The 24,599-nt window shown below is 51.9% G+C and carries 24 protein-coding genes; 12 read left to right on the top strand and 12 right to left on the bottom strand.

Going from position 1 to position 24,599, the window contains the following annotated elements; genetic code table 11:
• The first annotated feature begins 42 nt into the window (after positions 1–42).
• Positions 43–372, top strand: a complete 330-nt coding sequence (gene tusE / locus AC07NP_RS02970) for a sulfurtransferase TusE (RefSeq protein WP_162382777.1) — start codon at positions 43–45, stop codon at positions 370–372.
• On the opposite strand, the gene yccX is transcribed toward tusE, so the two are convergent.
• Complete coding sequence (gene yccX, locus AC07NP_RS02965; protein ID WP_494659523.1) at positions 369–650, bottom strand: acylphosphatase; 282 nt, start codon at positions 648–650, stop codon at positions 369–371. The two genes, tusE and yccX, sit on opposite strands and share 4 nt — an antisense overlap.
• Before the next feature lie 94 nt (positions 651–744).
• Here yccX and rlmI point away from each other — a divergent pair, with 94 nt between their 5' ends.
• The gene (gene rlmI, locus AC07NP_RS02960) at positions 745–1,935 is read left to right on the top strand and encodes a 23S rRNA (cytosine(1962)-C(5))-methyltransferase RlmI (RefSeq protein WP_203358241.1); all 1,191 of its coding nucleotides are present in this window, start codon (positions 745–747) and stop codon (positions 1,933–1,935) included.
• Between the two features lie 57 nt (positions 1,936–1,992).
• Positions 1,993–2,310 carry a heat shock protein HspQ gene (gene hspQ / locus AC07NP_RS02955; RefSeq protein ID WP_162382774.1) on the top strand — a complete coding sequence of 106 codons (318 nt, stop codon included), beginning with the start codon at positions 1,993–1,995 and terminating at the stop codon, positions 2,308–2,310.
• A gap of 105 nt (positions 2,311–2,415) precedes the next feature.
• Here hspQ and AC07NP_RS02950 read toward each other — a convergent pair whose 3' ends face one another.
• On the bottom strand, positions 2,416–2,829 hold the full coding sequence (locus tag AC07NP_RS02950) for a CoA-binding protein (RefSeq protein WP_192614325.1): 414 nt from the start codon (positions 2,827–2,829) through the stop codon (positions 2,416–2,418).
• 173 nt (positions 2,830–3,002) lie between these two features.
• Here AC07NP_RS02950 and csgI point away from each other — a divergent pair, with 173 nt between their 5' ends.
• Both csgI and mgsA read left to right on the top strand, forming a co-directional pair.
• On the top strand, positions 3,003–3,665 hold the full coding sequence (gene csgI / locus AC07NP_RS02945; protein WP_494659522.1) for a curli synthesis inhibitor: 663 nt from the start codon (positions 3,003–3,005) through the stop codon (positions 3,663–3,665).
• Positions 3,666–3,758: 93 nt separating this feature from the next.
• Entirely contained in the window at positions 3,759–4,220 is a 462-nt protein-coding gene (mgsA, locus tag AC07NP_RS02940; protein ID WP_494659521.1) for a methylglyoxal synthase, read from the top strand.
• 29 nt (positions 4,221–4,249) lie between these two features.
• On the opposite strand, the gene helD is transcribed toward mgsA, so the two are convergent.
• Positions 4,250–6,304: a DNA helicase IV gene (gene helD / locus AC07NP_RS02935; protein ID WP_494659520.1), complete on the bottom strand. Its 2,055-nt coding sequence runs from the start codon at positions 6,302–6,304 to the stop codon at positions 4,250–4,252.
• 122 nt (positions 6,305–6,426) lie between these two features.
• Between helD and AC07NP_RS02930 the strand changes: the two genes are divergently transcribed.
• Complete coding sequence (locus AC07NP_RS02930; protein WP_494659519.1) at positions 6,427–6,873, top strand: YccF domain-containing protein; 447 nt, start codon at positions 6,427–6,429, stop codon at positions 6,871–6,873.
• An 18-nt stretch (positions 6,874–6,891) separates the two neighbouring features.
• A complete protein-coding gene (gene yccS, locus AC07NP_RS02925) occupies positions 6,892–9,045 on the top strand; it encodes a YccS family putative transporter (protein WP_203358246.1) in 2,154 nt (717 codons plus the stop codon).
• On the opposite strand, the gene AC07NP_RS02920 is transcribed toward yccS, so the two are convergent.
• Positions 9,023–9,637, bottom strand: a complete 615-nt coding sequence (locus AC07NP_RS02920) for a TfoX/Sxy family DNA transformation protein (RefSeq protein WP_494659518.1) — start codon at positions 9,635–9,637, stop codon at positions 9,023–9,025. The two genes, yccS and AC07NP_RS02920, sit on opposite strands and share 23 nt — an antisense overlap.
• Before the next feature lie 217 nt (positions 9,638–9,854).
• Here AC07NP_RS02920 and sulA point away from each other — a divergent pair, with 217 nt between their 5' ends.
• Complete coding sequence (gene sulA, locus AC07NP_RS02915) at positions 9,855–10,364, top strand: SOS-induced cell division inhibitor SulA (protein WP_494659517.1); 510 nt, start codon at positions 9,855–9,857, stop codon at positions 10,362–10,364.
• Positions 10,365–10,718: 354 nt separating this feature from the next.
• The gene (gene ompA, locus AC07NP_RS02910) at positions 10,719–11,759 is read left to right on the top strand and encodes a porin OmpA (RefSeq protein ID WP_494659516.1); all 1,041 of its coding nucleotides are present in this window, start codon (positions 10,719–10,721) and stop codon (positions 11,757–11,759) included.
• An 85-nt stretch (positions 11,760–11,844) separates the two neighbouring features.
• On the opposite strand, the gene matP is transcribed toward ompA, so the two are convergent.
• A complete protein-coding gene (gene matP, locus AC07NP_RS02905) occupies positions 11,845–12,297 on the bottom strand; it encodes a macrodomain Ter protein MatP (protein ID WP_203358249.1) in 453 nt (150 codons plus the stop codon).
• 185 nt (positions 12,298–12,482) lie between these two features.
• Between matP and AC07NP_RS02900 the strand changes: the two genes are divergently transcribed.
• Both AC07NP_RS02900 and fabA read left to right on the top strand, forming a co-directional pair.
• Positions 12,483–14,243: an AAA family ATPase gene (locus AC07NP_RS02900; protein ID WP_494659515.1), complete on the top strand. Its 1,761-nt coding sequence runs from the start codon at positions 12,483–12,485 to the stop codon at positions 14,241–14,243.
• 68 nt (positions 14,244–14,311) lie between these two features.
• Positions 14,312–14,830: a bifunctional 3-hydroxydecanoyl-ACP dehydratase/trans-2-decenoyl-ACP isomerase gene (gene fabA, locus AC07NP_RS02895; protein WP_010429339.1), complete on the top strand. Its 519-nt coding sequence runs from the start codon at positions 14,312–14,314 to the stop codon at positions 14,828–14,830.
• 94 nt (positions 14,831–14,924) lie between these two features.
• On the opposite strand, the gene rmf is transcribed toward fabA, so the two are convergent.
• The 6 genes from rmf to rlmKL form a co-directional block, all read right to left on the bottom strand.
• Positions 14,925–15,092: a ribosome modulation factor gene (rmf, locus tag AC07NP_RS02890; RefSeq protein ID WP_192611800.1), complete on the bottom strand. Its 168-nt coding sequence runs from the start codon at positions 15,090–15,092 to the stop codon at positions 14,925–14,927.
• A 256-nt stretch (positions 15,093–15,348) separates the two neighbouring features.
• On the bottom strand, positions 15,349–15,912 hold the full coding sequence (gene pqiC / locus AC07NP_RS02885; RefSeq protein ID WP_192611799.1) for a membrane integrity-associated transporter subunit PqiC: 564 nt from the start codon (positions 15,910–15,912) through the stop codon (positions 15,349–15,351).
• Positions 15,909–17,549, bottom strand: a complete 1,641-nt coding sequence (gene pqiB, locus AC07NP_RS02880; protein ID WP_203358251.1) for an intermembrane transport protein PqiB — start codon at positions 17,547–17,549, stop codon at positions 15,909–15,911. Before pqiB ends, pqiC begins: the two co-directional genes overlap by 4 nt.
• 4 nt (positions 17,550–17,553) lie before the next feature.
• On the bottom strand, positions 17,554–18,807 hold the full coding sequence (gene pqiA / locus AC07NP_RS02875; RefSeq protein WP_494659514.1) for a membrane integrity-associated transporter subunit PqiA: 1,254 nt from the start codon (positions 18,805–18,807) through the stop codon (positions 17,554–17,556).
• Between the two features lie 14 nt (positions 18,808–18,821).
• Positions 18,822–20,729 (bottom strand): ABC transporter ATP-binding protein, encoded by a 1,908-nt coding sequence (locus AC07NP_RS02870; protein WP_203358253.1) that lies wholly within the window; start codon positions 20,727–20,729, stop codon positions 18,822–18,824.
• 12 nt (positions 20,730–20,741) lie between these two features.
• Positions 20,742–22,850 (bottom strand): bifunctional 23S rRNA (guanine(2069)-N(7))-methyltransferase RlmK/23S rRNA (guanine(2445)-N(2))-methyltransferase RlmL, encoded by a 2,109-nt coding sequence (gene rlmKL / locus AC07NP_RS02865; protein ID WP_494659513.1) that lies wholly within the window; start codon positions 22,848–22,850, stop codon positions 20,742–20,744.
• 97 nt (positions 22,851–22,947) lie between these two features.
• On the opposite strand from rlmKL, the gene AC07NP_RS02860 reads away from it, so the two are divergent.
• Positions 22,948–24,057 (top strand): YcbX family protein, encoded by a 1,110-nt coding sequence (locus AC07NP_RS02860; RefSeq protein WP_494659512.1) that lies wholly within the window; start codon positions 22,948–22,950, stop codon positions 24,055–24,057.
• Here AC07NP_RS02860 and zapC read toward each other — a convergent pair.
• Positions 24,054–24,596 carry a cell division protein ZapC gene (zapC, locus tag AC07NP_RS02855; protein ID WP_203358256.1) on the bottom strand — a complete coding sequence of 181 codons (543 nt, stop codon included), beginning with the start codon at positions 24,594–24,596 and terminating at the stop codon, positions 24,054–24,056. The two genes, AC07NP_RS02860 and zapC, sit on opposite strands and share 4 nt — an antisense overlap.
• Positions 24,597–24,599 lie beyond the last annotated feature (3 nt).

Genomic DNA, 24,599 nt, shown 5'->3' with positions numbered 1-24,599 from the left:
TTTGGTAAACTGGCGACCGTTTTACTCACGCTGTGAAGAATTATGTTGATCTTTGAAGGGAAAGAAATCGATACCGATAGCGAAGGCTATCTGAAAGAGACGGCGCAATGGAGCGAGCCTCTTGCAGTTGTTATTGCGCAAAACGAAGGCATAACCCTCTCAGCAGAACACTGGGAAGTGGTTCGCTTTGTCCGTGATTTTTACCTGGAATTTAATACGTCGCCTGCGATCCGTATGCTGGTAAAAGCCATGGCAAATAAACTGGGTGAGGAAAAAGGCAACAGTCGCTACCTGTATCGCCTTTTCCCGAAAGGCCCGGCTAAACAGGCCACAAAAATTGCAGGCCTGCCCAAGCCGGTGAAGTGTATTTAATAGCGAATACTAAAGCCTTTTAATTCGTCGCCAGAGCGATGCGGTTCACTGAGAACCCGGTCAACTCTGGCGCTCCTTGGCCCCCCACTCTTCAGCCACTTAAGCAGTTTTTCAACCTGTTCCACTTCGCCGCAGGCCACCACTTCGACACTGCCGTCATCCAGATTTTTTGCGTAACCGGTTAATCCCAGTCGTTGCGCTTCATGCTGCGTGCTATAGCGAAAGCCAACACCCTGCACGCGACCGTGCGCCCAGGCAATTATGCAGACTTTTGACATTGCTGTGCTCCTTATCATCGCGGGGCGCGTTGCAAATCCTCGCAAAACTCAGGACAATGGCGCCCATTTCTTTGATTCGACAGAATAGTAAATTATGAGTGTACGTTTAGTGTTAGCCAAAGGGCGCGAAAAGTCTTTACTTCGTCGCCATCCGTGGGTCTTTTCCGGTGCGGTCGCTCGCATGGAAGGCAAAGCCAACCTCGGTGAAACCATTGATATTGTTGACCATCAGGGCAAATGGTTAGCACGCGGCGCGTATTCGCCTGCGTCGCAGATTCGTGCGCGCGTCTGGACGTTCGACAAAACGGAATCCATCGACATCGCCTTCTTCACCCGTCGTCTGCAGCAGGCACAGCAGTGGCGTGAGTGGCTGGCGAAGAAAGACGGGCTGGACAGCTATCGGCTGATTGCCGGTGAGTCTGATGGGCTGCCAGGCGTAACCATCGACCGTTTCGGCAACTTCCTTGTGCTGCAGCTGTTGAGCGCTGGCGCAGAATATCAGCGCGCCGCCTTGATCAGCGCACTGCAGACACTGTATCCCGAATGCGCCATTTATGACCGCAGCGATGTTGCGGTGCGTAAAAAAGAAGGCATGGAGTTAACCCAGGGGCCTGTTACTGGTGAACTGCCTCCTGCCCTGCTTCCCATTGAAGAACACGGTATGAAGCTGCTGGTGGATATTCAGGGTGGGCATAAAACCGGCTACTACCTTGATCAACGTGACAGCCGCCTGGCGACGCGTCGCTATGTAGAAAACCAACGCGTTCTGAACTGTTTCTCCTATACCGGGGGATTTGCAGTATCGGCGTTGATGGGCGGATGTCGCCAGGTCGTGAGTGTCGACACCTCTCAGGAAGCGCTGGACATTGCGAAGCAAAACGTTGAACTGAACAAGCTGGATCTCAGCAAAGCCGAGTTTGTGCGTGATGATGTTTTCAAACTGCTGCGCACCTACCGCGATCGTGGCGAGAAATTTGACGTGATCGTGATGGATCCGCCGAAATTTGTCGAAAATAAAAGTCAGTTGATGGGCGCATGCCGCGGCTATAAAGACATCAATATGCTGGCAATCCAGTTGCTGAATCCAGGCGGCGTGTTGCTGACATTTTCCTGTTCCGGGCTGATGACAACCGATTTATTTCAGAAAATCATCGCCGATGCCGCATTAGATGCTGGTCGTGATATACAATTTATAGAGCAGTTCCGTCAGGCTGCCGATCATCCGGTGATCGCTACCTACCCGGAAGGGCTGTATCTGAAAGGGTTTGCCTGTCGCGTCATGTAACTTGAAAAGTGGAATTTTACCCTCAAATAGAGAGTATTAATTTCCCGGGAGGTGACTATGATTGCCAGCAAATTCGGTATTGGCCAGCAGGTCCGCCATTCCCTGTTAGGTTATCTCGGAGTGGTCGTGGATATCGACCCGGTCTATTCGCTCGAGGAACCGTCACCTGATGAGTTGGCGGTTAACGACGAACTTCGCGCTGCTCCCTGGTATCACGTGGTGATGGAAGACGATAACGGTCAGCCTGTTCATACATATCTGGCTGAAGCGCAGTTGAGTAGCGAAACACAGGATGAGCATCCTGAGCAGCCTTCAATGGATGAACTGGCCCGCACGATTCGTAAACAACTCCAGGCACCACGACTACGTAACTGATTTTAGCCCGTGCCCGGTGGCATTTCGCTTATTGGGCCTACGCGTCTTATCCGGCCATGAACCGTGGGCCGGATAAGCAACGCGCCATCCGGCAACCGAACAGACTTACTTTGCCAACCCCAGACGTGGAATTTCAATCGCCGGGCAGCGATCCATCACGACGGTCAGACCCGCGTCTCGCGCCAGTACCGCAGCCTGCTCATTAATCACGCCCAACTGCATCCACAGCGTTTTCGCGCCGATAGCAATCGCCTCCTGCGCAACGCCCCAGGCGGCTTCTGAATTGCGGAAAACATCCACCATATCGACTTTTTCCGGCACGTCGGCCAGTGTCGCGTAGCCTTTCTGCCCTAACAGCGTCGTCCCGGCAACCTTGGGTGATACAGGAATAACGTGATAGCCCTGGTCGAGCAGATATTTCATCACACGATAGCTCGGGCGATCGGGTTTATCACTCGCACCCACCAGCGCAATAGTTCGGGTGGACGTCAAAATGCCAGCAATATCGGTCTCTTTCATCATCTTTCTCCAGGCTGTTTTGCAAAGTGTACGACAAACCCGACATCCCAACCATTCGCCCCATACGAATGTATGAGAGCAAAAGTTAAAAATATGTCTATATGTTAGTAAAGATGATTACAGAAAAATTTTGATACATTATTCATTATGCGGTCTTTGGACAGGAGAACCCTATGAAAGCCGGCATTGTGACAACCTTCATTGCATTGATTTTGCCGGCCACCGTTTTCGCCACCACATTACGCCTCTCCAGTGATGTTGATCTTCTTGTTTTAGATGGTAAAAAAGTCTCCAGTTCGCTGTTACGGGGGGCCGATAGTATTGAACTGGATAATGGTCCGCATCAGCTGGTTTTTCGTGTGGAGAAGGCCATTCGCCTCTCCAGCCATGAAGAGCGACTCTATATCTCACCCCCCCTGGTGGTGAGCTTCGATACTCAGCTCATCAGCCAGGTCAATTTTCATCTGCCACGACTGGAGAACGAGCGAGAAACAGCGCATTTTGATGCCGCGCCACGCCTTGAACTTCTCGATGGCGACGCCATGCCAATCCCTGTAAAGCTTGATATTCTGGCCGTCACCTCGACGGGCAAAATCATTGATTATGAACTTGAAACTGAACGCTATAATAAAGCGTCTAAACACGCCTCTCTGCCGCAGTTTGCTACGATGATGGCCGATGACAGCACCCTGCTTTCGGGGATTTCAGAGCTGGATGCCATTCCGCCACAATCCCAGACGCTCACCGAGCAACGACTCAAATACTGGTTTAAACAAGCCGATCCGCAAACCCGGACTAACTTTCTGAAATGGGCAGAAAAACAGCCATCCTCATAACGTTTTGACGACTGTCCGCATTTTTTACGTCTTTCTCTTGCAGCGTCAAGTGCTTCCAGTACTCTGTAGCAAGGTTAACTACGGAATTGAACTATGGAACTGACGACTCGCACTTTGCCGGCGCGCAAACATATTGCGCTGGTTGCACACGATCACTGCAAAAAGATGTTGATGAACTGGGTTGAACGCCATCAGCCATTGCTGGAAAAGCACGAACTTTACGCAACCGGAACGACGGGTAACTTAATTCAACGCGCGACAGGTATGGACGTAAACGCCATGCTGAGTGGCCCGATGGGCGGCGACCAGCAAGTTGGCGCACTGATTTCTGAAGGGAAAATTGATGTCCTGATTTTCTTTTGGGATCCGCTCAATGCGGTACCACACGATCCGGATGTCAAAGCGCTGCTGCGTTTGGCAACCGTGTGGAATATCCCGGTTGCCACCAACGTTTCTACCGCCGATTTTATTATCCAGTCGTCGAATTTCAGTGATGAAGTGGATATTTTGATCCCGGATTATGAGCGCTACCTGGCCGAACGCCTCAAGCCATAAGCCTACAGGCGGCGTTTGCCGCCTGTTTCTTAAGGTTTCCTCGCTACCGGCACATCCAGATGCTTCAGATCGTCGACAAAACAAGACGGATTTTCTTTATTAAATAAAATCCACACGCGATGCCGGGCACGTGTCAACGCCACATACAGCAACCTCCGCTCTTCCGCATCCGGGAAATCTTCCACCTGTGGCAGCAAGGCCTCTTCCATGATTGACTCGCGCGCCGGTGCCGGAAAACCATCGCTTCCCTCCTGTAACCCGACGATGATCGCATAGTCTGCCTGCTGGCCTTTACTGGCATGAATGGTCATAAAATCCAGCTGTAGTTTTGGCCAGCGCGTCGCGGCCTTATCCAGACAGGCAGGTTTCAAATGATGGTAGCGCGCCAGTACCAGAATCCGCTCATCTTCTTTTGCATAACCAGAAAGCTTATCCAGTAAGGCATCCAACTGACTTTCCTCCAGCAGCGTGACCGCCTTCTTGTCTCCGGTTGTCAGACTGTTGAGCGGTTTTGCGAGTTGGTGCGGATTCTGCTGGATAAAGCGGTTAGCAATTTCACCGATCCGACTGTTGAAACGATATGTGGTATCAAGATCGCACCGATCGCCCTCGCCAAACGTTTGATGAAACGCCGTCGTGAGCGAAAGCTGCGCCCCACTGAAACGATAAATGGCCTGCCAGTCATCCCCGACGGCAAACAATGTGCTGTGTGGGTTTTGCCGACGCAACGCGGCCAGCAATGCCGCGCGTTGCGGGGAGATATCCTGAAACTCGTCAACCAAAATATGCTTCCACGGGCTGATAAAGCGCCCCTTTTCAAGGATCACAATCGCCTGATGAATAAGCCCGGAGAAATCGACAGCATTTTCCTCTTTCAGCGCGCTTTTCCACGCTTTCAGTAGCGGTGCCATCAATTTGATACGTTTACCGAACAGGTCGCGGATCGCTTCCGGCGCGCTGGCGATCATCTCGGCCTGTGTGCCGCCATGCATCCGCATCAGACTCACCCAACGATCCAGTCGTGGTGCCAGTCGACGTCGCAGCTTTTCATCATCCCAGAAATTGCCTTCCGGCACGGTCCACTGCATTTCGTCTTCCAGCCACTGCCGCCAGCCTTTTGCCTGTGCCTTTTTCTCACTGCACTGCTGTCGCCACGCCGAAATAAAGAGCTGATGTCTCGCGTCAGTGTCGTTTTCAAGTTTACTGATCGTCGGGACTTTTTTGCTCCCTTGCTGGATGATGTGCAGCGCAAGCGCATGGAACGTTCGCGCGGCGACCTCTTCAGTATGCAACCGCTCGCGAATACGCTGGTCCATCTCTTCGGCTGCTTTACGGCCAAAAGCCAGCAGCAGAATTTGTTCAGCCGCCGCCTCTCCTCGGGCCAAAAGCCAACCGGCACGAGCAACCAACACCGACGTTTTGCCACTGCCAGCCCCGGCAAGAACCAACAGCGAATGCTCGCCGTTGACGACCGCTCTGGCCTGTGCGGGATTCAACGGGGACGATTCTATCTGTTCGAAAAACGCCGCATATTTTGTCAGCATGACATCGGTATAAGCCTGATTATGCGCCAGTCGACAGCCTTCGATATCTTTTAGCCATGCCAGGCACTTACGCCATGCATCACGACAATTTTCAAAAGATTCCAGTCGGTTGACAGGCAACGGCAGCGCCGCAAACGCGCGACGAATTTGCTGCTGAATTCCTGACGTTTGCTCTCGGGTCAACCATGTGTTTTCCCCCGTCCTCTGTGCAATGAGGTCTAATTGCTCCTGCAATACCCGTGCAGCAACGTCACTCATCTCCTGACTCCAGCGTTGCCAGTGCGCCTCCAGGTGATGGTGAAACCGTTGCGTTTCGCTCCATTCTGTACCGTGCAAGCGCACCACTTTATCATCCGGCAGGACGAACTCCAGCTCTCCCCACACCAGGCCGCGTTTGCAATGGATAGCCAGTAACTGATTGAATGGAATAAGATATTCATGGCGATCGCCAGAGACTTTGATACCGGCATTAAGAATAACAGCCCGATCGTAAGGGTGTTGTGCCAGACGTTTTCCAAGAGAAGTTGCTTTCAGTTCCATGACTCAGTGGATCCACACGAGAGGTTTACTTCTCAGTGTAACCGCCAGAGAAAACGTGCTCCAGCCCAAAAAAACGTTACAATTGCCTTGAATCATAGAAAACCAGATTTGACCGAGGCTTTATGCGTACCGTTCTGAATATCCTAAATTTTGTGTTGGGGGGTTTTGCGACCACCCTGGCCTGGTTACTGGCGACACTCGTCAGTATCGTTCTGATTTTTACATTACCCCTGACACGCTCGTGCTGGGAGATAACCAAACTCTCTCTGTTTCCCTACGGCAACGAAGCGATTCATGTGGATGAACTCAACCCAGCGGGCAAAAATGCGCTGATGAATACGGGCGGTACGTTACTCAATGTTTTCTGGCTGATTCTGTTCGGCTGGTGGTTATGCGTGATGCATATTGCTGCCGGTATTGCCCAATGCATTACGATAATCGGGATCCCTGTCGGCATTGCGAACTTTAAAATTGCCGCCATCGCACTCTGGCCGGTTGGCCGCCGCGTGGTCACTGTTGAAACCGCTCAGGCTGCGCGCGAAGCGAATGCGCGTCGCCGTTTTGAATAATCAGGACTGATGGCCTTTATGTTGAGTCCCTTGCTTAGGCGGTACACCTGGAACAGTACCTGGTTATATTATGTGCGTATTTTTATCGCGCTGTGCGGCACAACGGCCCTGCCCTGGTGGCTGGGCGATGTAAAACTGACCATACCCCTAACGCTGGGTATGGTGGCCGCTGCGTTGACCGATCTGGATGATCGCCTTGCAGGACGTCTGCGCAATCTGATCATCACGCTGATCTGTTTTTTCATCGCCTCCGCCTCCGTGGAATTGTTGTTTCCGTGGCCCTGGCTTTTCGCTATTGGCCTGACGTTATCGACCAGCGGATTTATTTTGCTCGGCGGTCTCGGTCAGCGCTACGCGACCATTGCTTTTGGCGCATTGCTGATCGCCATCTACACCATGCTTGGCGCATCGCTGTACGAGCAGTGGTATCAGCAGCCACTGTTCCTGCTGGCTGGGGCTGTATGGTACAACCTGCTTACGCTGACCGGGCATCTGTTATTCCCTATCCGCCCGCTGCAGGATAACCTGGCGCGCAGCTATGAGCAGCTCGCACATTATCTGGAATTAAAATCCCGGTTATATGATCCGGATATTGAAGATGAGAGCCAGGCGCCTTTGTACGATTTAGCGCTGGCCAACGGGCAACTGATGGCGACGCTGAACCAGACTAAAATCTCTCTGCTCACTCGTCTGCGTGGCGACCGTGGGCAACGCGGAACGCGCCGCACGCTGCACTACTATTTTGTTGCGCAGGATATTCATGAACGGGCCAGTTCATCGCATATCCAGTATCAAACGTTACGCGATCATTTCCGCCACAGCGACGTGATGTTCCGCTTTCAGCGTCTGATGTCGATGCAAGGGCAAGCCTGTATGCATCTGTCGCGCTGCCTTTTACTGCGCACGCAATATCAACATGATCCGCATTTTGAACGTGCATTCACGCACCTTGACGCGGCGCTCGAACGCATGCGGGCCGGTGGCGCTTCAGCAGACTTACTGAAAACGCTGGGATTTTTACTCGCAAACTTACGCGCAATAGATGCGCAACTGGCCACGATTGAATCTGAGCAGGCGCAGGCGATGCCTCGCAATGAATCAGAGAATCAGTTGGCAGACGATAGCCCGCACGGATTCAGCGATACCTGGCTACGGTTCAGCCGCAATTTCACGCCAGATTCCGCCCTGTTTCGTCACGCAGTAAGAATGTCGTTGGTTCTCTGCCTGGGTTATGCCTTGATCCAAATAACCGGAATGGATCACGGTTACTGGATCCTGCTTACCAGTCTGTTTGTGTGCCAGCCAAACTATAACGCCACCCGACATCGTCTGGCGTTGAGGATTATCGGCACGTTGGTGGGTGTCGCCATTGGTTTGCCGATATTGTGGTTTGTTCCCTCCCTCGAAGGGCAATTGATCCTGCTGGTAATTACAGGCGTGCTGTTTTTCGCGTTTCGCAATGTGCAGTATGCCCATGCCACAATGTTCATTACCTTACTGGTGTTGCTGTGCTTTAACTTGCTGGGAGAAGGTTTTGAGGTCGCTCTGCCGCGTGTCATTGATACGCTCATTGGCTGTGCCATCGCGTGGGCTGCCGTCAGCTTCATCTGGCCAGACTGGCGTTTTCGCAATCTTCCGCGTGTTCTGGAACGCGCAACGGATGCGAACTGCCGCTACCTGGATGCGATCCTCGAACAATATCACCAGGGGCGTGATAATCGACTGGCCTACCGTATTGCCCGCCGGGATGCGCACAATCGCGATGCAGAGCTGGCATCGGTGGTGTCAAATATGTCGAGCGAGCCCGATGTCACCGCAGAAACGCGTGAGGCCGCGTTTCGGTTGCTCTGCCTCAACCATACTTTTACCAGCTACATTTCCGCGTTAGGCGCTCACCGTGAGCAGTTAACCAATCAGGAGGTTCTGACCCTGCTGGACGATGCGGTATGCTATGTCGATGATGCGCTTCATCATCAACCCGCAGACGAACAACGGGTACATCAGGCGCTGGAGGGGCTAAAACAGCGGATTCAGCATCTGGAACCACTCCCGGACAGCAAAGAACCGCTTGTCGTGCAGCAGATTGGCTTGCTGATCGCGTTGCTCCCTGAGATCGGTCGTCTGCAACGACAGATTACGCAACTGCCGTCTAATACCCCTGTTCTGTCATAAGTGTCTGAACCCAATCTGCAAGCTCCTGGCGGCGCGCCGCCGGGAGCGCGGCTTCATGTACCCCGAGAATCGCCCCTTCAAGGGAATAGAGAATTTTCACCGTCAGGGATTTATTAAGATGACGAAGCCTTAGCCAACTCATTTTCGCCCCCAGATTCCGTAATGTGCTCTCATCTTTAATCCCCGCTTCGTTCAGGAGGATCTCCAGATGAAAGGTCATATTCGGTAAATCCTTCAGACGATGTTGCGAAAAACGGGAATGTTTTTCCTTTACCGCCGCATCCAGCGAATACTGCGACAAGCACACCAGTTGCTGCTGGTCGCACCACAAGCTTTCATCCACCCGATAATAGTGGAGCATTACCTGACGTCCGCGCTTCATAAACGTCAGCCAGACAGGTGGATGTTTCACACAGTACTGTACGCTTTGCTCGCAGGCACGAAGGTATAACTCACCATTAGCAACCATCGCAAAGACAGTATCCCCAATACTCAAACTGTAACTGCCAAACAGCGAGCGGTAGCCAATCGTGCCCAGTGAAGCCAGGTATTCTTGAGATTTATAGATTCGACTATAAGAATGTGCTCTCATAAAAATCCTTTTTAAATCATAAGCTAAATAAATAAATTGCAGTAACAACTCCGTTAATGACGAAAATAGGCAACTTATTCTAAAGGGGCAAGATGAATTTTGTTTTTACTGCGACGACGAATAAAAATTGCGAGTCTGTTTCCGAAAATAAGGTTGATCTTTATTGGTCACAGGGTTACTGTATATCCATACAGTAACTCACAGGGCTGGATTGATTATGTACACATCAGGTTATGCAAATCGTTCTTCGGCGCTCTCTTCCACTTCCGGTCGAATTGCGCGTGTCTCTTCGGAGAACTCCACCGCAGGGCTTATCAGTGAAGTGGTCTACCGCGAAGACCAGCCCATGATGACCCAATTACTCCTTTTGCCCCTGCTGCAACAATTAGGGCAGCAATCGCGCTGGCAGCTCTGGCTGACGCCACAGCAAAAACTCAGCCGTGAATGGGTGCAGTCAGCAGGACTTCCCCTCACTAAGGTGATGCAAATAAACCAGCTTTCTCCGTGCCATACTTTAGAATCAATGATTCGGGCATTGCGCACAGGAAATTACAGTGTCGTGATCGGTTGGTTGTCGGATGAATTGACCGAAGAAGAGCATACGCAACTGGTAAAAGCTGCCGATGAGGGAAATGCAATGGGATTTATTATGCGTCCGGTACGAGCCCACTCCTTAGCCACGAGACAGCATTCCGGACTAAAAATTCACTCTAATTTGTATCATTGAGTAAAATTAGGATTAATCCTGGATTTTTTTTTCATGCTTTACCGGTGTATTGAAGCCTAAGGCTTTTTTGGTGCGAACGCTTGCCAGAAGCGGTTTCAGCGATTTTTGCAGCTCAATTTCTCATCTCTAAATGTTAAATAATGTGTATACAAGCCTTTTTTTTTTATATGCCTGACGGAGTTCACACTTGTAAGTTTTCCACTACGTTGTAGACTTTACATCGCCAGGGGTGTTCGGCCTAAGCCGCAGATTCGGTAGAGTAACTATTGAGCAGGTCCCCCGGTGAAGGATTTAACCGTGTTATCTCGTTGGAGATATTCATGGCATATTTTGGATGATAACGAGGCGCAAAAAATGAAAAAGACAGCTATCGCGATTGCAGTGGCACTGGCTGGTTTCGCTACCGTAGCGCAGGCCGCTCCGAAAGATAACACCTGGTATACCGGTGCTAAACTGGGCTGGTCTCAGTTCCATGACATTGGCAACAACCAAATCAACAACAACGGTTCAACTGAAGAAAGCCAGCTGGGCGCAGGCGCGTTCGGTGGTTATCAGGTTAACCCGTACGTTGGTTTCGAAATGGGTTACGACTGGTTAGGTCGTATGCCGTACAAAGGCAACACTCAGACCGGCGCTTTCAAAGCTCAGGGCGTTCAGCTGACCGCTAAACTGGGTTACCCAATCACTGACGATCTGGACATCTACACTCGTCTGGGTGGTATGGTTTGGCGTGCAGACGCTAAAAACAACACTGGCTTCAAAGACCACGACACTGGCGTATCCCCAGTATTCGCAGGTGGTGTTGAGTATGCAATTACTCCTGAAATCGCTACCCGTCTGGAATACCAGTGGACCAACAACATCGGTGACGCTAACACCGTTGGTGGTCGTCCGGACAACGGCCTGCTGAGCGTAGGTGTTTCCTACCGTTTCGGCCAGGGTGAACCGGCTCCAGTTGTAGCTCCGGCTCCGGCTCCAGAAGTACAGACCAAGCACTTCACTCTGAAGTCTGACGTTCTGTTCAACTTCAACAAAGCAACTCTGAAACCAGAAGGCCAGCAGGCTCTGGATCAGATGTACAGCCAGCTGAGCAACCTGGATCCGAAAGACGGTTCCGTTGTTGTTCTGGGCTTCACTGACCGCATCGGTTCTGACGCTTACAACCAGGGTCTGTCCGAGAAACGTGCTCAGTCCGTTGTTGATTACCTGATCTCTAAAGGTATTCCTTCTGACAAAATCTCTGCACGTGGCATGGGCGAATCCAACCCGGTTACTGGCAACACCTGTGACAACGTGAAAGCTCGCGCTGCACTGATCGACTGCCTGGCTCCGGATCGTCGTGTTGAGATCGAAGTTAAAGGTATCAAAGACGTTGTAACTCAGCCTCAGGCTTAAGTTTCCGTCTAATAAAAAACCCCGCTTGCGGGGTTTTTTTTTGCCATGCCACTGTGTACTCAGAACATGCTGGCAGAGCCATACGCTATTCTTTACCCAATAAGGCCTGCAGATCCTGCTTCAGCGTAGACATCTGACTGGCGTACTTCTCTTTATGTTCCGCATCCTCAATCAATTGCACTATCGTTTCTGAAAGCGTTTTGCCACGGCGCTGCGCAAGTCCAGCCAGGCGTTGCCAGACGATAAATTCTAAATCGATCGATTTCTTACGCGTATGCTGATGCTCAGCATTAAAGTGTCGTTTGCGTCGTGCCCGTATCGTCTGTTTCATCCGATTTAGCAGCGCAGGGTTCATATGCTCGTCAATCCAGGTATTGACCCGAACCGGCTCATTCTCGAGGGTTAGCAACAAATCGACGGCCTCTTTGGCTGCGCTGGCCTCCACGTAACGGGTAATCAACTCCCCTTCGCGGTGCTTTTTCACCAGATACTTCCACTTCCAGCCGCTTTCAAGATTTTCAAGTTGTTGATATTTCATTGCGATCTCAATGTTACCGTGTAACTCTTATCAGAATATCAGCTTTTTAAGCATCTGAAGAAAAGAATATCCAGCCTGTGAACTGTCGCGCGTCATACTGCGTGTTTCCGTTCGCTTTCCACGTGTGCAGTGTTGCCGGTTACGGTATAATCGCGTTTTTCACAACAGACTAAAAAACCTCAACTTTGACCATTACGAAACTTGCATGGCGTGATCTGGTTCCTGATACCGACAGTTATCAGGAGATATTTGCACAGCCACACTTTACTGACGAAAACGACACCTTACTCAGTGATACTCAACCGCGATTGCAGTTTGGTCTGGAGCAACTTCTCCAGCCACGTGCGTCGTCATCTTTTATGCTGGCAAAGGCCCCGCAAGAGCTTGAGTATATCAACCTCCTGGCCGATGCAGTCCGAACGCTGCACACCGACGACGGTAAGTTGACCGGCGGTCATTACGAGATTTCAGGTCATCACATTCGTTTTCGCGAAGCAGAAAAAGCAGAAGACAATTTTGCGACGTTAACTCAGGTGGTCAGTGCCGACTGGGTTGAAGCCGAACAACTGTTTGGCTGCCTGCGTCAGTTTAACGGAGAAATCACCCTGCAACCCGGCCTGGTACATCAGGCTAATGGCGGCATTCTGGTTATTTCTCTGCGCACGCTGCTGGCCCAGCCCCTGTTATGGATGCGCCTGAAAGCCATCGTGAGCCGCGAAAGCTTTGACTGGGTCGCATTCGATGAGTCTCGCCCTCTGCCTGTTTCCGTGCCCTCTATGCCGCTTAAAATGAAAGTGGTACTGGTGGGTGACCGCGAGTCGTTAGCGGATTTCCAGGAAATGGAGCCGGAACTCGCAGAGCAGGCTATCTATAGCGAATTTGAAGACAACCTGCAGATCGTGGATGAAGAATCCATGACGCAGTGGTGCCAGTGGGTGACCCAGGTCGCCAGAAGCAATAATCTGCCTTACCCCGGCCCTGATGCGTGGCAGGTCCTGATTCGTGAAGCGGTACGCTATACTGGCGAGCAGGACACCTTGCCACTCTGCCCGCTATGGATTGCTCGTCAGTTCAAAGACGTCGCCCCGCTGTGTGAGGGGGAGACCTGCAACGCAGAACAACTTCGTCTGATGCTCGCCCAGCGTGAATGGCGCGAGGGTTTCCTTGCCGAACGGATGCAGGATGAAATCCTCCAGGAACAGATCCTGATCGAAACCGAAGGCGAACGCATTGGTCAAATCAATGCGCTCTCGGTGATTGAGTTTCCTGGTCACCCTCGCGCATTTGGCGAACCGTCACGTATTAGCTGCGTGGTGCATATTGGCGATGGGGAATTCACTGACATTGAGCGAAAAGCGGAACTTGGCGGGAATATCCATGCCAAGGGAATGATGATTATGCAGGCTTTCCTGATGTCTGAGCTGCAGCTTGAGCAGCAGATCCCGTTTTCCGCCTCGCTGACCTTTGAACAGTCCTACAGCGAAGTCGATGGCGACAGCGCATCAATGGCTGAATTATGCGCGTTGATCAGTGCTCTGGCTGATGTTCCTGTTAATCAAAGTATCGCGATTACCGGTTCTGTCGATCAATTCGGTCGTGCACAACCGGTAGGCGGTTTAAACGAGAAGATTGAAGGCTTCTTTACTATTTGTCAGCAGCGAGAATTATCAGGCAAGCAAGGCGTGATTATTCCAGCGGCCAACGTCAGACATCTTAGTCTGCAACCTGCGCTGCTACAGGCCGTTGAAGAAGAGAAATTCAGTATCTGGGCGGTGGATGACGTGACAGACGCCCTGCCGCTTCTGTTAAATCTGGTGTGGGACGGTGAAGGTCAGACAACGCTGATGCAAACTATCCAGGAGCGTATTGCAGCAGCAACGCAACTGGAAGGTCGTCACCGTTTCCCCTGGCCGCTGCGTTGGCTGAATTGGTTTGTTCCGAACTGATCGGACTTGTTCAGCGTACACGTGTTAGCTATCCTGCGTGCTTCAATAAAATAAGGCTTACAGAGAACATGGTAGATAAACGCGAATCCTATACAAAAGAAGACCTTCTTGCCTCTGGTCGCGGTGAACTGTTTGGCGCTAAAGGCCCACAACTGCCAGCACCAAGCATGTTGATGATGGACCGTGTCGTCAAGATGACTGAAACCGGTGGCAACTTTGACAAAGGTTATGTCGAAGCTGAGCTGGATATTAACCCGGATCTTTGGTTCTTCGGGTGTCACTTTATCGGCGATCCGGTCATGCCGGGCTGTTTAGGTCTGGACGCAATGTGGCAGCTGGTTGGATTCTATCTCGGCTGGTTGGGCGGTGAAGGTAAAGGCCGCGCCCTGGGCGTAGGCGAAGTGAAATTTACCGGCCAGGTTCTGCCGACCGCGAAAAAAGTCACTTACCGTATCCACTTCAAGCGCATCGTTAACCGTCGCCTGATCATGGGTCTGGCTGATGGTGAAGTTCTGGTCGATGGCCGTCTGATCTACACCGCCAATGACCTGAAAGTGGGCCTGTTCCAGGACACTTCCGCGTTCTAATCCTGCACTTTTACAGCCAGCCACTTTTGCTGACTGAGTGATAAAAGGCGAAACCTCCGCAATGCGGAGGTTTCTTTTTTCTAAAGAGACAGAATCAGGCCAAAACTGCCCTGTCCGCCATGGCTTCTCGCCAGCCTCCCAGCCAGTATGACCTCTGATTCAGCGTCTGATAGGGACACATTTCTTTTGAGCGTCCGGCGATGCCGGCCTGATATCCACGTTGATGTGCCCGATCCAGGCGATCTCGTTTTTGTCTCTTCATGCCTCGTTTCCCTCATCTTTTATCTGGTGGAAAAGAAAACAGTGATTACGAAGTGTGCAATCACACTAAAACGAATACCGCGAAACATTGGTTCCGTCAATGCGCAAAATTCACGCCAGTGTCATATTTGTGAGCTACCCAATAATTCATTTGTACAAGAAATGTGAGCCAGGACAGCTATTTTCCCGGAATAATAATGAAAAAAAACCGCCTCAGGGGTTAATCTGAGGCGGTTTAATTTACAATTTTTTAAACTTTAAGGAAGGCGTTTTATCTCCTGAGCGATAGACGCGGCCTCCTGGCTCCATGCCGTTGCCAGCACTTTGACCATCTCATCATAGCCATCCTGCTGCTGCGTCGCCTCCAGATGGAATGGACGCTTAATCAGTTGCCCCTGATGGTTCAGAAGCCACTCACCACTCACGATAACCTTGCCATCATAGCGACCGTGGAATCCGGTCACCGTGACGTTTAGCGTGTCCTGAGTGCTTCCCAGCGGCTGAGAGGCGACAACCCAACCCGGAAGCTGGGTATTCAGACTGGCCACCAGCGTATTGCGCAACTGCTGGTCCAGCGGGCTGGCCCAGAGGTTGTTATTCGCAATCACGTACTTCACATCGCTGGTCTGATAGACCACGCCATTCCCTGCCAGGTAATCAGGTACTGAAACCTGTTCCACCCACAGCAGACGGTTTCCCTGATTCGCGGTACTCTGCACGCCCCCCTGCGCAATAGGCAGTTGGTAATAGCTTTTACTTTCTCCACCGGAGCTGCATGCCGTCAGCCAGACCGACATCATCACCACTAGCCACTTTTTCATTGTTTCGCCCTCTTCGGCTCTGGATCTTTCTTGTCCTTCGCTTCAAACACCAGCGCATTGCTCTTATCGTTGAGCGTTTTCAGAACCGGCTGCAGTTCGCGGAGTACCTGATCAAGACGCTGCATATCCGCCACCATCTTGTTATACGCGGCAGAACCCGGCTGGAAGCCCTGCATACTGCGGTTCAGTTCGCGTAGCGTAGTTTGCATATCCGCTGGAAGCTGCTGCATCGACTCACTGGACGTAATCTTGTTCATGTTGTCCAGCGTGGTTTGCAGGTGCTTCATCGTACGCTGGCTTTCAGTGAGCGTATTGGTCGCCTGCTCAATCATCGGATTCAACGGCAGATTATTGATTTTATCCAGCGCTTCCATCAGACGTTGTTGGATCTGCGCCAGACCACCACTCACGGTCGGAATGATCTGATAGCCGCTAAACTCACGGATGCCCTTAATAGGGGGTTCCTTCGGATAGAAATCGAGGTCAACATACAGCGCACCAGTCACCAGATTCCCCGTTTTTAACGATGCACGTAAGCCACGGTTCAGCAATTCCTGCAGATGTGCGCCCACATCCGTATTTTCGCCTAACTGCGCTTTCAGACGCTCAGGTTCGATACGGATCAGTACCGGGATGCGGAAGTCGTTGTTAAATACCTGACGCATATTTGGCACAAAGAACGGCACTTTGCTGACGGTACCCAGACGAATACCACGGAATTCCAGCGGCGCGCCAGGTTGTAATCCACGAACCGAATCTTTAAAGAACACCAGATAGTCGATATGGTCGGTAAACAACGAATCCTGAATACTCTTCTGATCGTCATAGAGGACGAACGCCGATTTTTCCGCGACAGGTTGCCCCTGCTCAAGCCCTTCCGGGACGTCAAAACTGACACCGCCGCCAAACAAGGTGGTCAGCGAGCCCATCTCTACGCGCATTCCCGCAGAGGTGAGATCGACCGCAATGCCGCTGTCTTTCCAGAAACGCACATTATTGGTGACCAGGCGATCGTTCGGCGCATTGATAAAGAGCTGATAGCTAATGCTGCGCTTTTGCGGATCAAACGTGCTGGTTTCAACCGAGCCTACACGATAGCCGCGGAACAGCACCGGATCGCCCGGACTCAGCTGTCCGGCCTTTTTGCTGTCCAGAATCACGCGGATCCCTTTCGCATCCGGTGGCGCCAGCGGCGGAGAGTCCAGCAGATCGTATTTATTGAGCTGGCTTCCTTTATTACCCGGCTGCAGTTCAATATAGGCGCCAGACAGCAGCGTACCTAAGCCGCTGATCCCCTCACGCCCTACCTGTGGCTTAACCACCCAGAAGACAGAATCTTTATGCAGCAACTTTTCCATGCCGGAATTGAGGCGTGCTTTGATTTCTACATGGGTTAAGTCATCGGTTAGCGTCGCGCTTTCGACAACACCAACGTCGACGCTACGGCTTTTTATGGTGGTTTTACCGCCCTCAATGCCTTCGGCATTGGTGGTAATCAGGGTGACTTCTGGTCCCTGATGACTGTAGTGGTAAAACAGAACCCATGCCCCAATAAGCGCAGTGACGATGGGGAATATCCACACGGGAGACCAGTTCTTTACCTTCTGCACTTTGGCTTCCCCACTTTTAGATTCCATGCTGTCAGGACTCCTCATGGTCTGGTTCTGGTTTACGGTCCCACGACAGACGAGGATCAAACGTCATCGCAGAAAACATTGTCATAATGACGACTAAAGCAAACATCAACGCACCCATTGCAGGATAAATGTTCATCAACCCTCCCATGCGCACCAGCGCAGAGAGTACGGCAATAACAAAAACATCGATCATTGACCAACGACCGACAAATTCCACGACTTCGTAAATCAAATGCATTCTTTCGCTGTCACGCTTTCCATGCCCTTTTGCGTCCCAGCATAACCATGCAATCGCAATCATTTTTAACGTTGGCACCATAATACTGGCGATAAATATCACAGCCGCAACCGGATAAGATCCCTCTCTCCACAGTAAAACCACCCCAGCAATAATGGTGGATGGCAATTTTGAACCCAGCAAATCAGTAATCATAATCGGCATGATATTGGCTGGAAGGTAAAGCATGATCGAGGTGAACAACAGTGCCATCGTCCACTGCAGACTGTTTTTACGTCGCACATGCCCTTTGGTATTACAGCGTGGACACACCAGCTCATCGGCAGGCAGTACCGCCGTACAGCAGGAACAGGAACGTAAACCTTGTTGAATCCCCGGCGTTCCCACTTTTAACGGCTGCGCAATTTCAGGCGCAGGCGCAATGTCATCCCACAGCCAGCGACGATCCACACACTGAAACGTACGGAGCTGCAAAATACAAAACAGACACCACGGAATGAAACTGCTGCCTACGCCAATATCGCCGTAGGCCATCAGTTTGACAAAACTCACCAATATCCCGGCGAGAAATATTTCAGCCATGCCCCAGGATTTTAACTGGAACAAAACGCGCGCCAGCCTGGCCTGTAGTTTTTCCGGCATGGCAACACGATTAACGAGCAGTAATATCGTGATCAGGCAAAAGGCGGGCACCACCTGAACGAATAATAAAAAGAAGGTACCGAGACTGGCGTAATCTTCAGAAAATAAAACGCCCGGAATTTCCAGAAACGAAACTTCACTGCTCACCCCCGCCACATTCATACTCACGAAAGGGAATAGGTTGGAGAGTAGCAGCATGAATAAAGCCACTATTGCATACGCGGTGGGACGCTGCCTTGGCGCGTCCCACTCGGTTGTTAATGTTGTGCCACATCGTGGGCATGCCGCTTTTTGTCCATGCTCTAACGGGGGTAATGCCACCAGCATGTCACATTGCGAGCATAATATATGCCTCGCAGCATGGTGATGTTCGCACATATGTGCTCCTTTAATTATGCGCCATTCTTCAAGGCTTCAAGATACTCCCAGCGCTCAAAGGCTTGCTCAAGTTCTTGTTCCGCTTCACTCAGGTCAGCCAGAACTTTTTGTGTATGCTCATGCGGCTGGCTAAAAAAGGCGGCGTCAGCAACTTGCGCCTGCAGCGTTTCCAGTTTAGCTTCCAGCTCTTCAAGCTGCTGGGGTAGCTGTTCCAGTTCGCGCTGTAGTTTATAGCTTAGTTTGCCACTCGCTCGTTTTACAATTTCTGCTTTAAGTGCAGCAGGTTCCTCATTTTTTTTCACAACAGGCTGTTTAAACGCCAGATGTTGTACCTGTTGTCCACGCGCATCGTGATAGCCGCCGACATAGCGACCAATTTTGCCGTCACCTTCGAAGATCCAACATTCCGTCACGGTGTTGTCCACAAACTGACGATCGTGGCTCACCAGCAAGACTGTCCCCTGATAACCGTCAATCATTTCTTCCAGCAACTCGAGGGTTTCGACGTCGAGATCGTTGGTTGGTTCATCAAGAATTAAAAGATTGCTGGGTTTGAGGAATAAACGCGCCAGCAGCAGACGGTTGCGCTCGCCACCCGACAATGCGCGAACCGGCGTCATGGCACGTTTAGGGTGAAACAAAAAGTCCTGTAGGTAGCCCAGCACATGGCGTGATTTACCGTTAACCATCACCTCTTGTTTGCCTTCCGCGAGGTTGTCCATCACAGTCTTATCGGGATCCAGTTCGGCGCGATGCTGATCAAAATAGGCCACTTCGAGCTTTGTACCGACATGAATACGGCCACTGTCAGCCTGAAGCTGGCCCAGCATCAGTTTCAGCAACGTCGTTTTACCGCAGCCATTTGGCCCAATCAGCGCAATTTTGTCGCTGCGTTGTACCTGCGCGGAGAAATCTTTCACCAGCTGTTTGCCATCAACCTGGTAATCCACGTTTTCCATTTCGAAGACGATTTTGCCCGAGCGCGTCGCTTCTTCGACCTGCATCTTCGCAGTACCCATGACTTCGCGGCGTTCGCCACGTTCACGACGCATAGCTTTCAGTGCGCGGACGCGACCTTCGTTACGCGTACGACGCGCCTTAATCCCCTGACGGATCCACACCTCTTCCTGGGCCAGTTTGCGATCAAACTCCGCATTCTGTAGATCTTCGACCCGCAGCGCTTCTTCTTTCTCCAGCAGATACTGATCGTAATCGCCCGGATAAGAGACCAGCTTCCCGCGATCCAGATCGACAATACGGGTCGCCATATTACGAATGAACGAACGGTCGTGAGAGATAAAAATGATCGTGCCATTGAAGGATTTCAGGAATCCTTCCAGCCAGTCGATAGCTTCAATGTCCAGGTGGTTAGTCGGTTCGTCCAGCAGCAATACGCGCGGGTTGCTCACCAATGCTCTGCCCAGCGCAGCTTTACGCAGCCATCCCCCCGAAAGGGAAGAAAGCGCTGCGTTAGGATCAAGCCCTAATTGCGCCAACACTTCATTAATACGGCTTTCGAGCTGCCACAGGTTATGGTGATCGAGTTGTTCCTGTACCCGCGCCATTTCATTGAGGTTCTTATCGCTGGGATCAGTCATCACGATGCGAGAAATATCGTGATACCGTTTCAGGTATTCCGCCTGTTCCTCGATACCCTCGGCGACAAAATCATACACGCTGCCTGCAACGTTACGCGGGGGATCCTGTTGCAAACGCGCAACCACCAGATCCTGTTCATAAATAATGCGCCCGTCATCCAGACCTTGTTCGCGGTTGAGGATCTTCATCAGGGTCGACTTTCCGGCGCCGTTACGGCCCACCAGACAGACGCGTTCGTTATCTTCGATATGCAATTCTGCATTATCAAGAAGCGGCGCATCGCTAAACGACAGCCATGCGCCATGCATACTGATTAATGACATTTACTTTTCCTTTCAGGCTGAGGTAATCAGCCAGCAGTTGTGGATCTGGCGGTTACGGGCAAAGTCCTGGGATTGCGTTTTCTGCGTAATTTCTTGTGCTTTCAGTCCCAGTGCCGCCAGTCCGTCGAGATCCATACGGAATCCACGTTTGTTGTTGGAGAACATGATGGTGCCGCCCTTACGCAGCAGACGTTTCAGATCCTTCATCAGCGCCAGATGATCGCGCTGCACATCAAACGAATCTTCCATACGTTTTGAGTTAGAAAACGTCGGTGGATCGATGAAAATAAGATCGAATTGCTCATTCGCCTCACGCAACCATCCCAAACAATCCGCCTGGATTAAACGATGCGCACGACCGCTCAGGCCATTCAGTCGCAAGTTGCGCTCCGCCCACTCCAGATAGGTACGCGACATATCTACCGTGGTGGTGCTGCGGGCGCCACCCAAACCAGCATGTACGCTGGCGCTGCCAGTGTAGGAGAAGAGGTTAAGGAAATCTTTTCCACTGCTCATTTGCCCCAGCATGCGGCGCGCAATTCGGTGATCAAGGAACAGGCCCGTATCCAGATAATCGGTCAGGTTGACCCACAGACGCGCGTTGTATTCGCTCACTTCGATGAACTCGCCCTTCTCGTTCATCTTCTGGTACTGGTTTTTCCCTTTCTGACGCTCACGCGTTTTCAGCACCAGCTTGTTCGGAGCCATCTCCAGCACGGAGAGGGTCGCCGCGATGATATCAAACAGACGCTGGCGCGCTTTCTGTGCATCTACCGTTTTCGGCGGCGCATATTCCTGGATAACCACCCACTCACCGTAGCGGTCAACCGCCACGTTATATTCCGGGAGGTCGGCATCATAAAGGCGATAGCATTCAATCCCTTCCTGACGCGCCCACTTCTCCAGCTTCTTAATATTTTTACGCAGTCGGTTGGCGTAATCTTCCGCCACCGTGGCAGGCTTGCTTTCAGAAGTGGTCTCTGCGACGTGGTAGTTTTTCTGCACACAATCCAGCGGACCGTTTTTGGCCTTGAATTGTTTATCGGCGCGCAATTGCAGACTGCTGAGCAAATCCGGAGACGCGCTGAACAACGACAAATTCCAGCCGCCGAACTGGTTTTTCATGTTACGGCCGAGCAGGCTATGTAACGCGATAAGCGCCGGCTCGCTGTCCAGACGTTCACCGTACGGCGGGTTACTGATAACCGTCCCGTGCGGACCTTCGGGCAGCGGATTGCTCAGCTGTGCAACGTCTTTGACTTCGAAAGTGATGAGATCGCCAATGCCTGCGCGGCGGGCGTTACTGCGCGCACGCTCAATCACGCGCGCATCGCTGTCTGAACCATAAAAGCGTGAGCTGTAGTCGGCCAGGCCTTTGCGGGCACGAACCTGCGCTTCCGCTTTTACTTCCTGCCAGACTGCCTCATCATGCTGCGCCCAACCGCTGAAGCCCCAGTATCCACGGTGTAAGCCTGGGGCACGATCGGTCGCCCACATTGCCGCTTCAATTAACAGCGTACCCGAACCGCACATTGGGTCGAGCAGTGGCGTGCCCGGCTGCCAGCCAGAACGCATCACAATCGCCGCCGCCAGCGTTTCTTTAATTGGCGCCTGACCGGTGCGATCGCGATAGCCACGCTGATGCAGACCGTCGCCGCTCAGATCAAGGGCGATACTGGCGGTGTCTTTGTTCAGCCAGACATTAATACGTAAATCCGGGGATTCACGATCCACATTCGGGCGCGGCAGATTCTTGCGGGTGAAGGCGTCCACAATGGCATCCTTCACTTTCATTGCGCCGTACTGACTGTTACGGATGGTGTCATTCAGGCCACTGAAGTGCACGGCAAACGTGGCACCAGGATTAAAAATCTCTGTCCAGTCGATTGCCTGAACGCCGAGATACAGGTCCAGATCGCTATAGACCTTGCATTCCCCCATCGGCAATATGATGCGAGAGGCCAGACGGCTCCACATCAGGCTCTGGTAAACAAGCCGTGTGTCGCCCTTAAAATGGACACCACCCTGAACGACCTGGCACTCATCGGCGCCCAGGTTTTCCAGTTCAGTTTTTAACAGCTCTTCCAGCCCACGGGCCGTACTGGCAAACAGAGAATTCATATCGTCACTTTTACTCGGGGAAAATTGCTGCGCATTATAGCTAATATGGGCTGTATGTCATAAAGTTGAGGGCTTATTTTCATTTGAGGGCTGTACAGTGGTGACGTTAACCAGACTTTTTGTTCATCCGGTTAAATCAATGCGCGGCATTGGCCTGACACACGCGCTGGCTGACGCCAGTGGTCTGGCGTTTGATCGTATTTTTATGATAACCACCCCCGATGGCACGTTCATCACTGCCCGCCAGTTCCCGCAAATGGTTCGCTTTACCCCTTCCCCGTTGCACGACGGGCTGCATCTTACCGCCCCGGACGGCAGCAGCGCGCTGGTACGGTTTGCTGATTTTGCCGAACAAGATGCCCCAACTGAAGTCTGGGGAAACCATTTTACCGCCCGCATCGCACCCGATGCTGTTAATCGGTGGCTGAGTGGTTTCTTTTCCCGCGAAGTGCAATTACGGTGGGTCGGACCAAACCTGACGCGACGCGTTAAACAACACAGCGGCGTACCGCTCTCCTTCGCGGATGGTTTTCCCTACCTGCTGACCAGTGAAGCCTCTCTGCGTGATTTACAACAGCGCTGCCCTGCCAGCGTGAAAATGGAACAGTTTCGCCCTAACCTGGTGGTGAGCGGTGCCGCCGCCTGGGAAGAAGACACCTGGAAAGTGATCCGCATTGGCGACGTTATTTTTGACGTTGCAAAGCCGTGCAGCCGCTGTATTTTCACCACCGTCAGCCCGGAAAAAGGGCAAAAACATCCTTCTGGCGAACCGTTAGCCACATTACAGCGTTTTCGCACGGCGCTGGATAATGGCGATGTTGATTTCGGCCAGAATCTGATTGCCCGCAACAGCGGGGTGATTCGCACAGGTGATGAGGTCGAAATACTGGCTACGGGGCCCGCAAAAAAATATGGTGCCGCGGCACCTGACGATACCGTCACCGCAGAACAACACCCGGATGCTGCGGTGAATATCGACTGGCATGGACAGACTTTTCGTGGCAACAACCAGCAGGTGTTGTTAGAACAGCTGGAAAACCAGGGGATTCGGGTTCCCTATTCGTGTCGGGCGGGTATTTGCGGTTGCTGCCGGGTACGGTTGCTGGAGGGCGAAGTCAGCCCGCTGAAAAAATCAGCGATAGGCGAGGATGGCACGATTCTTTGCTGTAGTTGTGTACCGAAAACGGCGCTCAGACTGGAAAGTTAAACGGCTTGCTCAAGGCTGAAACTGTCAATAATGGCTTGCGGTTTCAGTCTGTCATTCATGATCTTTATCGCATCACCCAGCTGCATCGTGCGTCCCGCGACCACCACGCCAGGCTGAGCAAGCAGACAAAGCGCAGCATTTTCACCCGGTTCCACCACCAGTAAATTGACCTGCTCTTCGGTGTCGCTTAAGTAGACGCAGGCCGCATCACCGGAGACGGGTGACCAGTTTTCTCCATGCGCAACAAAGTGCCAGCTTTTTGGCATCTGGGGTTTGAGGTAGCGAATAGCCACCAGCGCATTAAGCACCAGCTCCGCTTTTTGTTCTTTCGATAATTCAAGGTCGCGGCATTTTTCTTCAAAGGAAAAATAAAGCGCGGCATCTTCTACGCAAAAACCGGCGGGTGAAAAAGCATCAGGAGTGAGCATTTTGCGAGCAAAACGCGAGCGAAATAACATGCCATTGGCCAGATCGAGCATCATTCGATCATGCTCTTCATCATAATACCAGCGCCAGTTATCGTCAGGTTTAATTCGCATTCG

The sequence above is a fragment of the Citrobacter sp. GW821-FHT07H02 genome (assembly GCF_059418505.1).
Note: the sequence above shows the minus strand (reverse complement) of the source record. Positions and strands in the feature narration are given on the sequence as shown.

What these genes read in the sequence shown, in the direction of transcription:
- tusE (WP_162382777.1), top strand. Translation starts at nt 43, where the DNA reads ATGTTGATCTTTGAAGGGAAAGAAATCGATACCGATAGCGAAGGCTAT.
- yccX (WP_494659523.1), bottom strand. Translation starts at nt 650, where the DNA reads ATGTCAAAAGTCTGCATAATTGCCTGGGCGCACGGTCGCGTGCAGGGT.
- rlmI (WP_203358241.1), top strand. Translation starts at nt 745, where the DNA reads ATGAGTGTACGTTTAGTGTTAGCCAAAGGGCGCGAAAAGTCTTTACTT.
- hspQ (WP_162382774.1), top strand. Translation starts at nt 1,993, where the DNA reads ATGATTGCCAGCAAATTCGGTATTGGCCAGCAGGTCCGCCATTCCCTG.
- AC07NP_RS02950 (WP_192614325.1), bottom strand. Translation starts at nt 2,829, where the DNA reads ATGAAAGAGACCGATATTGCTGGCATTTTGACGTCCACCCGAACTATT.
- csgI (WP_494659522.1), top strand. Translation starts at nt 3,003, where the DNA reads ATGAAAGCCGGCATTGTGACAACCTTCATTGCATTGATTTTGCCGGCC.
- mgsA (WP_494659521.1), top strand. Translation starts at nt 3,759, where the DNA reads ATGGAACTGACGACTCGCACTTTGCCGGCGCGCAAACATATTGCGCTG.
- helD (WP_494659520.1), bottom strand. Translation starts at nt 6,304, where the DNA reads ATGGAACTGAAAGCAACTTCTCTTGGAAAACGTCTGGCACAACACCCT.
- AC07NP_RS02930 (WP_494659519.1), top strand. Translation starts at nt 6,427, where the DNA reads ATGCGTACCGTTCTGAATATCCTAAATTTTGTGTTGGGGGGTTTTGCG.
- yccS (WP_203358246.1), top strand. Translation starts at nt 6,892, where the DNA reads ATGTTGAGTCCCTTGCTTAGGCGGTACACCTGGAACAGTACCTGGTTA.
- AC07NP_RS02920 (WP_494659518.1), bottom strand. Translation starts at nt 9,637, where the DNA reads ATGAGAGCACATTCTTATAGTCGAATCTATAAATCTCAAGAATACCTG.
- sulA (WP_494659517.1), top strand. Translation starts at nt 9,855, where the DNA reads ATGTACACATCAGGTTATGCAAATCGTTCTTCGGCGCTCTCTTCCACT.
- ompA (WP_494659516.1), top strand. Translation starts at nt 10,719, where the DNA reads ATGAAAAAGACAGCTATCGCGATTGCAGTGGCACTGGCTGGTTTCGCT.
- matP (WP_203358249.1), bottom strand. Translation starts at nt 12,297, where the DNA reads ATGAAATATCAACAACTTGAAAATCTTGAAAGCGGCTGGAAGTGGAAG.
- fabA (WP_010429339.1), top strand. Translation starts at nt 14,312, where the DNA reads ATGGTAGATAAACGCGAATCCTATACAAAAGAAGACCTTCTTGCCTCT.
- rmf (WP_192611800.1), bottom strand. Translation starts at nt 15,092, where the DNA reads ATGAAGAGACAAAAACGAGATCGCCTGGATCGGGCACATCAACGTGGA.
- pqiC (WP_192611799.1), bottom strand. Translation starts at nt 15,912, where the DNA reads ATGAAAAAGTGGCTAGTGGTGATGATGTCGGTCTGGCTGACGGCATGC.
- pqiB (WP_203358251.1), bottom strand. Translation starts at nt 17,549, where the DNA reads ATGGAATCTAAAAGTGGGGAAGCCAAAGTGCAGAAGGTAAAGAACTGG.
- pqiA (WP_494659514.1), bottom strand. Translation starts at nt 18,807, where the DNA reads ATGTGCGAACATCACCATGCTGCGAGGCATATATTATGCTCGCAATGT.
- AC07NP_RS02870 (WP_203358253.1), bottom strand. Translation starts at nt 20,729, where the DNA reads ATGTCATTAATCAGTATGCATGGCGCATGGCTGTCGTTTAGCGATGCG.
- rlmKL (WP_494659513.1), bottom strand. Translation starts at nt 22,850, where the DNA reads ATGAATTCTCTGTTTGCCAGTACGGCCCGTGGGCTGGAAGAGCTGTTA.
- zapC (WP_203358256.1), bottom strand. Translation starts at nt 24,596, where the DNA reads ATGCGAATTAAACCTGACGATAACTGGCGCTGGTATTATGATGAAGAG.